At 38.3% G+C, this 15,014-nt stretch carries 14 protein-coding genes and 1 other RNA gene; 13 read left to right on the forward strand and 2 right to left on the reverse strand.

Annotated elements, in window-relative coordinates:
* Window positions 1–18: 18 nt before the first annotated feature.
* From dinG to nth, 7 genes are all read left to right on the forward strand, one after another.
* A complete protein-coding gene (dinG, locus tag CFK37_RS14940; protein ID WP_089062619.1) occupies window positions 19–2,802 on the forward strand; it encodes an ATP-dependent DNA helicase DinG in 2,784 nt (927 codons plus the stop codon).
* Window positions 2,803–3,066: 264 nt separating this feature from the next.
* On the forward strand, window positions 3,067–3,237 hold the full coding sequence (locus tag CFK37_RS14945) for a YpmA family protein (protein WP_089062620.1): 171 nt from the start codon (window positions 3,067–3,069) through the stop codon (window positions 3,235–3,237).
* Window positions 3,203–3,733, forward strand: a complete 531-nt coding sequence (locus CFK37_RS14950; RefSeq protein ID WP_157724858.1) for a cell wall elongation regulator TseB-like domain-containing protein — start codon at window positions 3,203–3,205, stop codon at window positions 3,731–3,733. Before CFK37_RS14945 ends, CFK37_RS14950 begins: the two co-directional genes overlap by 35 nt.
* Window positions 3,734–3,745: 12 nt before the next feature.
* Window positions 3,746–4,927: a pyridoxal phosphate-dependent aminotransferase gene (locus tag CFK37_RS14955; RefSeq protein ID WP_089062622.1), complete on the forward strand. Its 1,182-nt coding sequence runs from the start codon at window positions 3,746–3,748 to the stop codon at window positions 4,925–4,927.
* Between the two features lie 22 nt (window positions 4,928–4,949).
* Entirely contained in the window at window positions 4,950–6,242 is a 1,293-nt protein-coding gene (asnS, locus tag CFK37_RS14960; protein WP_089062623.1) for an asparagine--tRNA ligase, read from the forward strand.
* 768 nt (window positions 6,243–7,010) lie between these two features.
* Window positions 7,011–7,697 (forward strand): DnaD domain-containing protein, encoded by a 687-nt coding sequence (locus CFK37_RS14965; RefSeq protein ID WP_089062624.1) that lies wholly within the window; start codon window positions 7,011–7,013, stop codon window positions 7,695–7,697.
* A gap of 3 nt (window positions 7,698–7,700) precedes the next feature.
* Window positions 7,701–8,351 carry an endonuclease III gene (nth, locus tag CFK37_RS14970; RefSeq protein ID WP_089062625.1) on the forward strand — a complete coding sequence of 217 codons (651 nt, stop codon included), beginning with the start codon at window positions 7,701–7,703 and terminating at the stop codon, window positions 8,349–8,351.
* A gap of 41 nt (window positions 8,352–8,392) precedes the next feature.
* Here nth and CFK37_RS14975 read toward each other — a convergent pair whose 3' ends face one another.
* Window positions 8,393–11,182, reverse strand: a complete 2,790-nt coding sequence (locus CFK37_RS14975) for a PBP1A family penicillin-binding protein (RefSeq protein WP_089062626.1) — start codon at window positions 11,180–11,182, stop codon at window positions 8,393–8,395.
* A gap of 17 nt (window positions 11,183–11,199) precedes the next feature.
* Window positions 11,200–11,790 (reverse strand): Holliday junction resolvase RecU, encoded by a 591-nt coding sequence (gene recU / locus CFK37_RS14980; RefSeq protein ID WP_089062627.1) that lies wholly within the window; start codon window positions 11,788–11,790, stop codon window positions 11,200–11,202.
* 65 nt (window positions 11,791–11,855) lie between these two features.
* Here recU and CFK37_RS14985 point away from each other — a divergent pair, with 65 nt between their 5' ends.
* The 6 genes from CFK37_RS14985 to rnpB all read left to right on the forward strand — a co-directional run bounded on the left by CFK37_RS14985 (window position 11,856) and on the right by rnpB (window position 14,993).
* On the forward strand, window positions 11,856–12,797 hold the full coding sequence (locus tag CFK37_RS14985; RefSeq protein WP_089062628.1) for a DUF2515 family protein: 942 nt from the start codon (window positions 11,856–11,858) through the stop codon (window positions 12,795–12,797).
* A 123-nt stretch (window positions 12,798–12,920) separates the two neighbouring features.
* Window positions 12,921–13,142 (forward strand): hypothetical protein, encoded by a 222-nt coding sequence (locus CFK37_RS14990; RefSeq protein WP_089062629.1) that lies wholly within the window; start codon window positions 12,921–12,923, stop codon window positions 13,140–13,142.
* A gap of 54 nt (window positions 13,143–13,196) precedes the next feature.
* Entirely contained in the window at window positions 13,197–13,568 is a 372-nt protein-coding gene (locus tag CFK37_RS14995; RefSeq protein ID WP_245837227.1) for a DUF1798 family protein, read from the forward strand.
* A gap of 78 nt (window positions 13,569–13,646) precedes the next feature.
* A complete protein-coding gene (locus CFK37_RS15000) occupies window positions 13,647–14,048 on the forward strand; it encodes a cytidine deaminase (protein WP_089062630.1) in 402 nt (133 codons plus the stop codon).
* Between the two features lie 200 nt (window positions 14,049–14,248).
* Window positions 14,249–14,551 (forward strand): cell division regulator GpsB, encoded by a 303-nt coding sequence (gene gpsB, locus CFK37_RS15005; protein ID WP_089062631.1) that lies wholly within the window; start codon window positions 14,249–14,251, stop codon window positions 14,549–14,551.
* Window positions 14,552–14,610: 59 nt separating this feature from the next.
* An RNA gene (rnpB, locus tag CFK37_RS15010) (RNase P RNA component class B) lies at window positions 14,611–14,993 on the forward strand.
* Window positions 14,994–15,014: the final 21 nt, after the last annotated feature.

Genomic DNA, 15,014 nt, shown 5'->3' on the forward strand with positions numbered 1-15,014 from the left:
TATGACTGAGGTGGAGTTATGAACAGGTATGTGGTTATTGACCTTGAAACAACAGGTCATTCACCGTCAACTAGCGATAAAATAATAGAAGCAGGAATTGTGGTTATTGAAGATGATCAAATCATTGAGGAATTTGCAACCTTCCTTAATCCTAATAAACCTATTCCATCATTCATTTCAAATTTGACCGGGATTACTGACGATGATGTCAAGGACGCCCCGGATTTTTCGGAAAAGGCCGATGAGATTATTGCATTATTTAAGGACAGCTATTTAATTGCACACAATGTTCCTTTTGATCTGGGTTTTTTAAATGCTGAACTTATTAATCACAACCGAAAACCATTAAAAAATCCAGTAATTGACACTGTTGAACTGTCACGAATTTTATTTCCAAAAGCACACAGCTATAAACTGGGCCAACTTGCTGAATATATGGAGATACAACATGTTGATCCTCATCGTGCCCTTTCGGATGCATATGTAACAGCCCTATTATTTATTAGTTTAAAACAAAAGCTTCAATCGTTGCCAATAGAGACAATCGATCATTTGCTGCGATTGGAAAAGAATTTAAAATCAGACATTCATGAACTTTTATTCGCCAGAAGTGAAGCATTGGCTTTTTCGACAGAAGAACGTCAGGATATAACTTCTTATAATGGTTTAGCCTTTAAAAAAATCCATGTGGAACAAATAGAGAAACCAATCAGTAAACCATCATTTGGGGATTTTTTAGATTCCATCTATGAATTGGATGGATCGATGGACAATTTGATGGACCATTATGAAAAACGCACTGGTCAACGCTCCATGTCCGAAGAAATTTATGATGCATTTCAGGGGAAAAAGCATGCATTGATTGAGGCAGAAACAGGAACGGGAAAATCACTGGCATACTTAATACCAGCGGCCTATGAAGCAGTAATTAAGAAAAAAAGGATTGTGGTCAGTACATATACAACACAACTGCAGTCACAGCTCCTTGACAGTGAAATACCACTTGTTAAACGATTAATTCCTTTTAACTTTAAAACGGCGTTGTTAAAGGGACGACAGCATTATATTAGCCTTGAAAAATTTGAAAAAGAATTAATGGACGACACAAATGACAATTATGATATTGCGTTAACAAAGGCAATGATTCTCGTTTGGCTGACGGAAACAGACCATGGTGATTTTGAAGAAATACAACTACCTACTAAAGGGTACTTGTTTAATAAACGTATCTCAGCAGAAACAGAGGGTGTTTATGATCAAACATCATTGTGGTCAACAAAATCCTTTTACCAGAAAGCACGCAAAAATGCTCAACAAGCAGATATAATTATTACAAACCATGCATTACTATGTACAGATATGTCGAATGATTATCAATTTATTCCATCCTACCAGAAGGCGATTATTGATGAGGCTCATCATATTGAAGAAACAGTATCTAAGCATTATGGACTGAAATTGGATTATACCAACTTTCAGTACACCCTGAACAACATCGGAGCTACTAATGATGGAAATTGGCTGGCGCGGACTATCGGAAATCATTCTATACATATTCCTGAATGGGATGAAACTTTTTCGTTGACCAAGTATGAGATAGATGATTTATTCCGAATGCTATTTCAGTTCGTTACAGAACAAAACCGTCATCAAAAAGCGGTAAGCGATGTTGGTCGCATCCAATACCGTTTTGACTCCGGCAAGGAAGAATTAAAGGATTGGCAGACGATTAAAGAAATGGCAACGAGACTAACTTTTTATCTTCGTGATTTGATTCATTTGCTTACCTATACTGAACAACAATTAGTACAATCAGAAGCCCTCGATAAATCCCAACAGGATGAGTTTGTGCTCACCATACAGTCGCTGCAATCATTTATTGACCGGATTGAACATCTATTTTTGGTTGACGATCTGTCTCAGCATGTGAAGTGGATTGAGATTGAGGCAAATGGAGCAAAAAATGCCGCGTATTTGTATAGTGAACCAATTGAAGTTTCTTCATTATTATCGAATGATTTGTTTAAGGAAAAGGATAGCATTGTGTTAACAAGCGCTACTTTAACAATGAAACAATCCTTTTCATTTATCAAAAAAAGACTTGGAATACCAGAGGACCGTTTACTTACGAATAAAATTGAATCTCCTTTTTCCTATCAGAATCAGGTACAGTTTCTAGTGCCAAATGATTTTCCTGATGTAAAAGGGAAAAACGTCGATGATTTCATCTATTCCACTTGTGAAGCAATTCTTTCTTTGGCTGAGATTACAAAAGGGCGCATGTTGGTACTATTTACTTCTTACGACATGCTAAAACGCTCCTATTACTTACTGAAGGAAACACTAGATACGCAATATATGTTAATTGCTCAAGGTATTTCCAGTGGCAGCAGGTCAAGACTGAAAAAAAACTTTATTAACTTTGATAAGGCAATTCTCCTTGGTACAAGTTCTTTTTGGGAGGGTGTGGATATTCCGGGAGAAGATCTTTCGTGTTTAATAATTGTCAGACTTCCTTTTCAGCCGCCAAATCACCCAGTTTATGAAGCCAAGGCAAGTGCTTTAAAAGAGCAGGGGAAAAATGCTTTCTTTGAATTATCGTTGCCAAATGCCGTCATTCGTTTTAAACAGGGGTTTGGACGGCTTATTCGATCATCCAACGATAGGGGAATTGTGTTTGTCTGTGATGCACGTATAATGAAAGCACGCTACAGTAATTATTTTACAGAATCAATACCGAACGTGCCAATTAGTTTTTCATCTACACCCGAATTAATGGATAAAGCTAAGAATTGGTTTTAGAACTTTTTGCTAAGGACTTGCTGACAAAAACCCCAGACTTTATTACAGATATAAAAAAAACTGATGTACACAGTGTACATCAGTGAAAAAGATTGGGTTAGGAAAATTATTTTGTTAAAAATACAACAAACGATACAAAATGCTTGTTATAATAAATGGTGAATTGTTTTTTCAAGCGATACTAATAGTATGTACTCAGGCATGATGAACAATGTGTAGAAAAAATTGATAAAACAAGAAGGTTTTATAATCGGAGGGAAAATGATGGATAAAAAATATGAAACACTTTCTACTGTCAAAGTAGCCTATTCATCAGATTTATACAAAATTGTCGATACCTTAAATCGAACACTAAAGGAAGAAAATCTAATGTTTGGATTAGCATTGGATGAAAAGAATAATGCGCAGGCAAAATTTACGATATACCGCACCTAATTGGCTAAGATGGGGAATGGTAGGACTAATTCTCGTGCTTATTTCTTGTTTTATTTATCTTTTTTTCTTATATAATGACATTCAGCAGAGCAGAACTACCCATTACCAGGACGCGAAAGATAAAGTTCTTAAAATGACAGAGGTGACGCAAATCGACAACGTCACGGTCTACAATGGCAGGCAGCAATTTCATGTGATATTTGGAGCAACTAAAAATGGGGAAAATAAAATCGTGTATGTTCCATCGGACAAAAAGGATAAAGACTTAACCGTGGTTGACATGTCAAAAATTATTAAAAAACAACAAATTAAGAATCAATGGAAAGAACAATGTCAAAACTGTGAATTAATCAATATAACTCCGGCAATGGAAGATGGCAAACCATTATGGGAAGTTACCTATGTCGATGCAGCAGACCGTTATATTTTTGATTATTTATCCATTTATGATGGAACACGTTCCCAGCAGCTTCGGCTTAAATCAATTTTTCATTAGAAAGGTGATATTATGCAATTAGCAAACAGAGTAAAAACGCTGACACCATCATCAACCCTGGCTATAACAGCGAAGGCAAAAAAACTGAAAGAAGAGGGCCACGATGTAATAGCACTCGGTGCAGGCGAACCAGATTTTAATACGCCAAGATACATAATAGAAGCAGCCAAGAAAGCAATGGAAAATGGAATGACAAAATACACTCCATCTGGAGGGATAGTAAAATTACGAGAGGCGATTTGTGCCAAGCTCGCAAATGACAATGATCTGCACTATACTCCAGATGAAATCATTGTAACTACTGGTGCAAAGCATGCGCTCTACACCTTGTTTCAGGTTCTGCTAAACCCGGGTGATGAAGTTATTGTTCCGGCGCCATACTGGGTCAGCTATCCTGAACAAGTTAAATTAGCTGGCGGCCATCCTGTTATCGTGAAAGCAGATGAAAAAAATAGTTTTAAATTAACGCCAGATGAATTGGAAGCCGCTATAACGGATAAAACAAAGGCAATTATTATTAATTCTCCAAGTAACCCAACCGGTATGGTTTATGATAAAGAAGAATTAAAAGCATTAGCAGAAGTTTGTCTAAAACACAATATTTTAATTGTTTCCGACGAAATATATGAAAAACTGATTTATACAAATGATAAGCACACCTCGGTAGCTCAATTATCAAATCAGTTAAAAAAACAAACAATTGTAATTAACGGTGTATCCAAATCACATGCTATGACGGGATGGCGTATTGGATATGCTGCTGGTGATAAAGAGATAATTAAGGCAATGACCAACATGGCTTCCCATTCAACGTCAAATCCTACCTCTATTGCCCAATTTGCTGCACTAGCTGCATATGATTCACCGGAGGATCCAATTACTGAAATGAAGAAAGCCTTTAAAGAGCGGTTAGATACACTATATGATTTAATCGTGGATATTCCAGGAGTTACCTGTGAAAAGCCGAAAGGGGCATTTTATCTTTTTCCAAATGTGGAACAAGCTGTTAAAAATAATGGTTTTGAACATGTTGATGAATGGGTTACAGCATTATTGGAGGAAGAAAAAGTAGCTCTAGTACCAGGATCAGGATTTGGCTCAAATGGGAATGTACGTTTATCTTATGCAAATTCAATTGACCTACTAACAGAAGCAGCAAAACGGATAAACCGTTTTGTAATCAATCATCAATAATAGCAATACGGAGGGAAACAACTTGAAAACAACAATTTCAAAATCAGCAAAAAATGTAGAACAAACTGTCACCATTGGCGCTTGGTTAGCAAATAAACGATCAAGCGGCAAAATAGCTTTTTTACAGCTTCGTGATGGAACAGGATTTATGCAGGCTGTTGTGGCAAAAAGCGATGTATCGGAAGAAACATTTCAATTAGCAAAAAATATGACGCAGGAAACTTCAATGTACATAACCGGTAAGATTGTGGAGGATACTAGGTCACCATTTGGTTATGAAATGCAGGTAAGTGAGATTAAATTGATTCATGAAGCAACTGATTATCCGATTACTCCAAAAGAACATGGTACGGAATTTTTAATGGATCACCGCCATTTATGGCTGCGCTCGAAACGCCAACATGCAGTAATGAAGATTCGTAATGAAATAATCCGTGCAACATATGAATTTTTCAATAAAAATGACTATGTAAAAATTGATCCGCCAATTCTTACCGGATCTTCAGCAGAAGGTACTACGGAATTGTTCCATACAAAATATTTCGATGAAGAAGCATATTTATCACAAAGTGGCCAGCTGTATTTGGAAGCTGCCGCAATGGCATTCGGCAAGGTATTCTCATTTGGTCCGACTTTCCGAGCTGAAAAATCAAAAACAAGAAGGCATTTGATTGAATTCTGGATGATCGAACCAGAAATGGCTTTTGTGGACCACGATGAAAGCTTAAACATACAGGAAGAATATGTAAGTTTCATTGCCCAATCGGTATTAACTAATTGTAAATTAGAACTTGCCGTGTTGGAGCGGGACACATCAAAACTTGAAATGATTAAAGCACCATTCCCGCGTATAACCTATGATGATGCGATCACATTATTAAAAGATAAGGGGTTTGATGACATTGAATGGGGTGAAGATTTTGGTTCGCCACATGAAACTGCAATAGCGGAACATTTTGATAAACCGGTATTTATCACCAATTACCCAACTGAAATAAAAGCATTTTATATGAAACCTGATCCCGATCGATCCGATGTCGTATTATGTGCGGATTTAATTGCACCTGAGGGGTATGGAGAAATTATCGGCGGATCTCAACGCATCGATGATTTACAATTAATGGAAGCGCGCTATAAAGAGCATGGATTAACAAGCGATGCATACAAATGGTACTTAGAGTTACGTAAATACGGAAGTGTGCCCCATTCAGGATTTGGATTAGGTTTGGAGCGTACAGTAGCATGGTTATCTGGTGTAGAACATGTTAGGGAGACAATCCCATTCCCACGTTTATTAAATCGCTTATATCCTTAAGAACAGGTCGTTAAAGCTATACAGTTAATGTTAAAAAGAGGCTGAGACAAAAGTGGTGATTCAGTCATAAGAAATCCGAACTATGATTCCAAATTCTTTAATTAGAATTTGGATTAGTTCGGATATTTTTCTTGGCTGTTTTTGTAAACCTTACTGCGAATTGTCCATAAACTGCAGCGTAACTAAAAATTATCACCCCGGCGGTCGCTGCGGAAAAACACTACGCTTTCCGTGGGCAGCTAATGAGCCTCCTCGAGCTTACGCTCTCCGGGGTCTCATCGAGGCTTCTGCTCCCACAGGAGTCTCCGTGTTTTTCCTTCGCTAATGGTACTTAGCAACAGTATTATCTGGTCCATCCACTATTACGATGGTGTCTTACGCTCCGGACCGTTGACTCCTGCGGGAACAGCACGAGTCTTAAGACCCCGCAGAGTGGAAATGATGAGGGCCGACTAAAACCGCCCTTTGCGGGCAACGTCGGCATACCCCTTGCCGGGGCAAGGAGGCTTAGCCGTGCCCGCGGAAAGCAACGGTCCGAAGCGGAAAACAACCCAGCGCATCTGTCGCTATTTATATCAACTGCGAATTAGATCCGACTATTTAAAAATTAACGTTTTAAACTGGCTACCCTGTGATTGTTCGTTTTTGACTCAAATATTTTAGTTATGTCCCAGCCTCTTTTTATACTTTTTCTTAAAATGATAAAGTATCGCTTTCTCTCAGGATAATGTATTTTCGTGCTATACTAGCAATGAGGTGTTATAAATAATGACTAGATCGATTCACTATCAAAATTTATTAATTGAACAATTGCCAATACCAACAAAGTTGCTTACTTCGTATAAATCGCTGGGGCTGAATGAAACGGAAACGATGCTTGTTTTGCAATTGCATCGGTTCCTTTCCGAGAAAAATGAATTCCCGACTCCCGGAGAATTGGCCCAGACTTCAACGTTGAATGAGCAAGAATGCGCAAAGACCCTGCGGAAGCTTATTCAAAAGAATTATTTATCCATTCAGCAAAAACAAAACAAAGAAAACCGTGTATCAGAGGTTTATTCATTAGATCCACTTTGGAATATCCTTTTTACCGAAAGTAAGCCAAAAACTGAAACAGAATACGAGGATGGTACTCTATTTATTTTATTTGAGCAAGAATTCGGACGTCCAATATCTCCGTTTGAAATTGAAACAATAAATGTGTGGTTAGATGAGGATGATTTAGAGCCATCATTAATAAAAGCAGCATTACGCGAGTCTGTTTTAATGGGGAAATTAAATTTTAAATATATAGACAGAATTTTACGGGAGTGGAAAAAGAAAGGTATTTTAACTGTTGAACAGGCCAGGGAATCAAGTAAAAACTTTCATAAGAAACAAACAACACCAAGTAATAAGGATACCGAAAAGCGCGATACGTCATTTTATTATAACTGGCTTGAGGGGGAGGACTAACACTTGTTAACAAAAGCACAAGTAAGGCATTGCTTAGATGAAATTACTAAGATGTTTCCGGATGCTCAATGTGAATTGACACATCGAAATCCCTTTGAATTAGTTATTGCAGTATTATTATCGGCTCAATGTACAGATGTTCTTGTAAATAAAGTTACCAAAAATTTATTTAAAAAATATAAAAAGCCTGAGGATTATTTAGCTGTTTCCTTAGAAGAATTGCAGGAAGACATTCGATCAATTGGCCTGTACCGAAACAAAGCAAAAAACATTCAAAAGCTTTGCCAATCATTAATTGATGAATATGGTGGCGAGGTGCCAAACACTAAATCCGAAATGGTGAAGCTGGCCGGGGTCGGGCAAAAGACTGCAAACGTTGTTGCTTCCGTCGCATTTGGAGAACCAGCTATTGCTGTTGATACACATGTAGAACGGGTCTCCAAGCGATTAGGAATCTGCCGCTGGAAGGATTCAGTGACACAAGTAGAAGAAACGTTAATGAAAAAGGTCCCAAGAGAAGAATGGACAGCAACACATCACCGCTTGATTTTCTTTGGAAGGTATCACTGCAGGGCTAGAAATCCTAATTGTCCGGATTGCCCATTATTAGATATATGCAGAGAGGGACAGAAGCGAATGCGGAAAAGGCTATAATAATACAGAAAAGACCACTCACCTGAGTGGTCTTTTCTGTATTATTCCTGTGGATTTTCTTTATTATTCTCATTTCCGTTACCCTCTGTAGGCTGATCCGATTTTTCGGTATCTGTCTTGGCTCCGCTGGAACCATCATCCTCACTGCCAGTATCTCCTTCATCTGTCTGTCCAGGTTCATCAGGCGGCCCTGGTTCATCTGGTGGACCAGGCGGCGCTTCCTCACTTGCTGGAATTTGGGATTGGATGGTTACTGGGTCACTTTTCGAACCATCTTCACCCATCGCAGTAACCGTAATGGTATACGTTTTTCCTTCCTGTACATTACTGATTTCAATTCCTTGTGATTGAACATTTTGATTGCCGCCACCAGGTGTCACTTTAACATTAAAGCTAGCTGCAGGACCATCATACTGCCAGGATACGTCTAAGAATTTCTCTTCCTGATTATAGGTTGCACTCAAGCCACTTACTGGTCCAACTGATTCTTTGTCATCTTTTTTATCCTCTTTATCATCCTCGTCTTCCTCATCCCCAGGGACTTTAACACTTGTTGTTTTAGCCTCACTGGTATCAGAAGAATCGTCTTTGCTTACAGCAACAACCTGAATTTCATAGTCGGAACCAGGTTCAACATTTGAGATTTCAAGTGATTTCTCATCAGTTGAGGACAACTTCTGCATTGAACCGCCATCAATACTCGCACTTACCTGGAATTCCACATCGTTCGAGTCGTGGTCCCATTCAACCTGAATACTTGAACTATCTTTATCGTATTCTGCCTTTAAACCACTGACCGGATCTAGTACATCATATCTTTCCGATGTTTTGCTTGGTGTGTTGCCTTTGACGAAAAGCTCCGTGACTATTTGAGAATCAGGCGTATAGTCACTTGGTAATTTAGCCGGTCTGGATCCTTCTTCTACAGCAGTTTCGACTACAGAGTCAGGCTTTTCAAAGTCCGCTGTTTCCTTGCCTTCGGATAATTTCATCATCGTGTATTTAAACAATGCATGTGGTATTTGCGTATTTTCCAGAGCCCTTGTTTTATCATAACCAGTCCAAACGGAAATGGTGTAATTTGTTGTATATCCGGTAAACCAGGAGTCATTTGCACCATCCAGACCTTCACGGTTCGTTGTACCAGTTTTCCCTGCGACAGGCAGTCCAGGAATGTTTGCATTTGTTCCTGTTCCCTCTGTTATAGCGGTTTTTAACATATCTGATATCATGTATGCTGTATAATCCGACATTACTGCCTCTGGTTCTGGTTTCGTGTCAACTTCTTTACCACCAGGGAAGACCACTTTTGTTACAGCATATGGCTCGTTATAAATTCCCTCATTAGCAAATGCCCGGTAGGCACCAGCCATTTCTAGCGGATTCGTAACTGTTTGGGTACCACCAATTGCGTCACGAATATTCATGTTGTCATTGGCAAATTCATAACCTATGCTCTCAGCAAATGGTTTCGCTTTGTCAATACCTACTTCTTTTAACGTTTTTACTGCTGGAACATTTAATGAATCAGCAAGTGCTGTTCTTATGGAAACCCAGCCAGGATACGTTCTTAAGTAGTCACGTATCGGTGAGGAACCTTCAATTTCGTATGGTTTATCATCATTTATCTGATGATAAGTTGACCATTTCAAATACTCGATTGCTGGACCATATACCGTAATCGGTTTTACATTGGAACCAGGTTGACGTTTGATGTCCAGGGCATAGTTATAATCACCTTTTTCCCGATTCCGGCCGCCGCCGATTGCTCGGATCGCACCATTTTGGGTATCGAGAACCACCATGCCGGCCTGCATTTCGTCATCATAATAGGGAATAGGATTATCTTCAGCATCGGACATTAGATATTCTACATACTCCTGTGCTTTGGTATCTAGTGTTGTATAAATCTTCAGGCCGTCGGTATAGATGTCCGCACCGTCAACTTTTTCTGCAACCTCTTTTCTAACTTTTTCAAGGAAAGCATCATAAGAAGATTCATTTGGTTCTGATTCTTCTAATAAAGAAGGTATATCAACTTCTCGTGCCTTGTCCGCTTCTTCTTTGCTAATCTTGTCATGCATCACCATAAGGTTCAATACGGTGTTCATTCTGTGTTTGGTTAATTCTGGGTTTTTAAACGGATTATATGCTGATGGACGCTGTGGCAACCCAGCCAGAATTGCTGCTTGGGGCAGGGTAAGCTCGCTTAGATCCGTCACGCCAAAATAGACCTCCGCCGCTTTTGCGACACCGTAAGCGCCATTTCCATAATATATTTTATTCAGGTAAAATTCTAAGATTTCTTTCTTAGAATACTTTTGTTCCAATTTCAATGCTAACCATTGTTCTTGTACCTTAAGGCTGAGCTTCTTCTCAGGTGACAGGAAGGCTTTTTCCACTACCTGCTGCGTTATGGTACTTGCGCCTTCAGAACCAAACCCATTCGTAAGGTTTGCGACAATTGCACCGCCAATCCGCCAAATATCGATTCCGGGATGTTCAAAGAACCGAGAATCTTCTGTTGCAATTACCGCGTCTTTTAACACAGGCGGTAGATCACTATAGCTTATTTTCGTTCGTTGCGTTGAGCCTAAGTCCGCAAATAATTCCCCGTTTTTATCATAAATTTTTGATGAGAAGGGGGCAGAAAGTTTCTCTGCATCAATTTCAGGTGCAGTGGCAATATAATAAGTAAATAGTGCACCGACACCGATTATCATTGCTAGAATTAGTATACTCGCTATTAATACAATACGTTTCCATATTGGCTTTTTTTGACCCTTTTTTTGTTTGCGTCTTGCTGTTCGAGATTGGCTATCCTGTGCCATTCACATCTGCCTCCGTTCTAAAAATAAAGCTTATCAATTACTGCCAAATAGTCAATCCTTTTTTGAAATTGAAATGGGATTAAATAACCACTGTTTTTAATAACCTGATAGGGCAACGATTTTCTTTCGCCTTTTAATTTATCATCCCAATACTGGAAGAGATTCTCCGCTGGGAAGAAATAGGTTTCATCCAATTGGGCGAAACGAATAAGTAAAAATGAAATTCCGCCATGTTTCTGCACAGCCCGCATATGATTGAGCTGGTGTTCATGTATATTTGCTAATGGAAAGCGTGTTTTATTTTTTGTTTCCTTCGCCTCAAAATCGATATGCTTACCACGGTAAATTCCATTATAATCGGTTGTGGATGCCTGTTTAAAATATCCTTCCGTTATTACTGCAGCACTTCTCTTAGGATAATTCACTTTTACAATTTGTACTGGTGTCGGCTTTTTATGAATTACAGCAATTTCTGAGTCTAAATAAAAGGAGTTTGTTGCATTTATATCTTCCTCCAAAGTCATCCCTCGATTACCGTAAGCCTTTCCTGTATTTGACCATGCATTTGTCTGTGAATTTGCTTGCTTTTTCCCATTGGGGTAATTCATTGCTTTCCCCCCCTAACATATTTAAATAGCATAACAGAAAAATGATTATGAGAGTAGGTGTATATATGAATATTACATATGAAGACCAAGACTATCTACATTATATAATAAAGCAGACAAAAACACATAATATCGATAATATTACCCGTACACATGCCTATCAAAACTTTTACTTTTGCTTTCCGGAAATCAAATGGACACTTGTTGCAAGCCTAGTATCGAGGAATGCTGGATGGAACATGACAGACCTTACCTTTCCACAATTTAAAAAACTGCTTGGGAAAAAAGAGCGCAATCGATTATTCATGACATATGAACGCGCAAACTGGCTCATTTTTTCCGATGCGTATCCTCAATTATTAACGTATAAACTGTCATGTAAACTAAACAAACCGATGTTTCATTTATTGTCAGATTTACAGGTTTCTGCTTATATGGAAAAAGAATGGAAACATTTCTGGAAATATCGTGATAGAGATCGTTTAATGACTGCTTTAATCATTAATGAACAAAATAATATTCATGAGCCAGTCTTAAAACAACCTTTTTTCCGGGTTCATGTATTTCATGCATTACCATTTCGCATGCAAAACCTGTTATATATAAATGCGGTTATATTACCGTCAACAACATTTCCTTTGGCAGGTGCTTTTGTCCATGATTTTACAAAGCTTTCTAATCGGATTGCATTGGGAAAACATTTAGCATCCGTTATATTTAGTCCAAATCATTATTCTAAGTTAATTGACTTTACTATAAATGAAAGGCATACAGGGTCTAGATGGGACTATGAAAAATATTTGAATCTGCCCTTTCCAAAAAGCCCTTCAATACATAAAGCCTATCCACCTATCACACATCAAGATAATATTCGAAATGACTGGTATAAATGGAGGGGTGTTAATAAAAATTGGCTTCATCGGCCAAATTCCAGCTTAAAAACTAATATCGGAGAGTCGTTCTACCGAAAAAGAACGCTTCTGTTTGTTTATGCATCGTTGGCTTGAAAAGATTGTCTAATTACTTGTTTAAACAATTGTTTCACACTAGTTTTGTCGAACGTAAAGGTGATTCTTATTTAATGGCGAATACTAATTAAAAACGGAGCGGAAAAGGGAGGGTAACGCTAATTGAGTATAGCACGTAAGGAAATAGACTTTGATGGTGCAGGGCTTGAACGTAATGGGGCAGTTGATTCACTTCAGCATGTTTATGACCAAATACAGATGATCGATCATGTACTTGATTTACAGGTTGATCATGCTATCCTTGATGCTTTTCATCACCATAATCAGCAAGTAAACCTTGTAATGAAGGATAAAAGCCGATTACTTGGGACATACATGCGCTAATCGGATTGTTTTGTAGAAAACCTGTTAGAGAAGTGGTAAAGTGGGAGGTGATAGATGCAGAAAGGTGCGTTTACAAGAATGGATATCAAGGAACAAACAATCGAATTAAAAAAACAGCTGCAGGTACTAAAGGAAAATTATGAAAAGAATAATCCACCAGAAAATAAAAAAGATAAACAGTTTTTTATGGACGTAAAAAGAAAGACAGAACCTGTATATGCCATGCTCGAGACGTGGGAATCAGATGTGCTTGCCATTGTAAAACAGAGAAAGGTGAATGTTCATCCGCATCAGGTCACTTCTACAAGAGAAAATATGGAATTACTGTTAATGCATAGTTACTATATTGACGTGAAACGGAAACGTTATATGGAACTAAACCATTCTGTCCTCTATATTTTTGATCAGTTGCTAAGTGATTTATGAGAAGGATAGAACTTTCTTTACAATTAATGGCTAATCTTTTATACTATTTTTCCACATTGTATGAGGGGGAGAACACGGATGAATAAAGAACAATTATTAGAGAAAGCCGTCGAAATGAGAGATAATGCCTATGTTCCATACTCTAAATTCCCAGTTGGTGCTGCATTACTCACGAAATCCGGTAACGTATACACTGGTTGCAATATAGAGAATGCCGCATTTCCTGTGAGTTTATGTGCGGAACGGGTTGCTATTTTTAAAGCGGTAGCAGAAGGGGAAACTGACTTTGTCGAGCTTGCTGTTGCAGCAGATACGGGACGTCCGGTACCACCATGTGGTTCATGCAGACAGGTTATGAGTGAATTCTTTAAGCCGGAAACAACCATTCATTTAACAAATTTACATAACCAGGTCAAAACTGTGACAATGGAAGAACTACTGCCATTTTCATTTCAACCGCATGACTTGCCCAAGACATAAAGAAGCCGATTAATCAGCTTCTTTTTTAAAAAATCTAAGGCTTGTCGCCAGTAGTTCTTGGTGACAAGCCAAGAACTACTATTAATGGTATACTATTTATATCATAATTCACGAATAGAATCATATAGTTTAAATTGACATTTCGCTAATTGTTTGAAAAAATGAAAAAGACTTTGTAGGAGATATGAGGTGAAGTAAAAATGAGCTTAAAAAGTATTAAACTGACTGGAAAAGACATACTTGAAAAAGATTTTAAAACAGGAATGCGCGGATATAATCAGGAAGAAGTAGATGAATTTTTAGATACCGTTATACAAGATTACGATACTTTTCAACAGGAAATCGATCGATTAAAACAGGAAAATGAAAGACTGAAGACACAATCGGATCAAACAAGAACACGCTCCACAACACCTAACCACCAGGTGAATTATGATGTATTGAAACGTTTATCAAACCTGGAAAAGGCTGTCTTCGGCAAAAAGTTTGCCGAAACAGAATAAAGTCCGGGTATTACGAATTATGTTTAATTATGTTATAATTAATTTTGCTTAATAGTTAAATACTCATGTAATCGCTGCATATCTTTAGAATATGCAGAGGAAAGTCCATGCTCGCACAAACTGTGACGTTTGTAGTGTTCGTGCTTGACGAAATCATAAGTCAAGGTAACCTTTGGTTAACGGCAGGGGAAGTCTCTAAGTCATTTTAGATATGGGATGCGAACCTTGAAAGTGCCACAGTGACGGAGTTAGATTGGAAACAATCTAAGTGGAACGAGGTAAACCCCACGAGTGAGCAACCCAAATAATGGTAGGGGCATCTTTGATTAGGTAAACGAACTGAAAAAAGGACAAGTCAATCACTTGTAGATAGATGATTACAACCCGAGTACAAGGCTGACCACCACTTGGAGTACAACGGTACAGAACATGGCTTATCGAGTATTTGCTGGTCTACATAATC

The sequence above is a fragment of the Virgibacillus phasianinus genome (assembly GCF_002216775.1).
GTDB classification, from domain to species: domain Bacteria; phylum Bacillota; class Bacilli; order Bacillales; family Amphibacillaceae; genus Virgibacillus_F; species Virgibacillus_F phasianinus.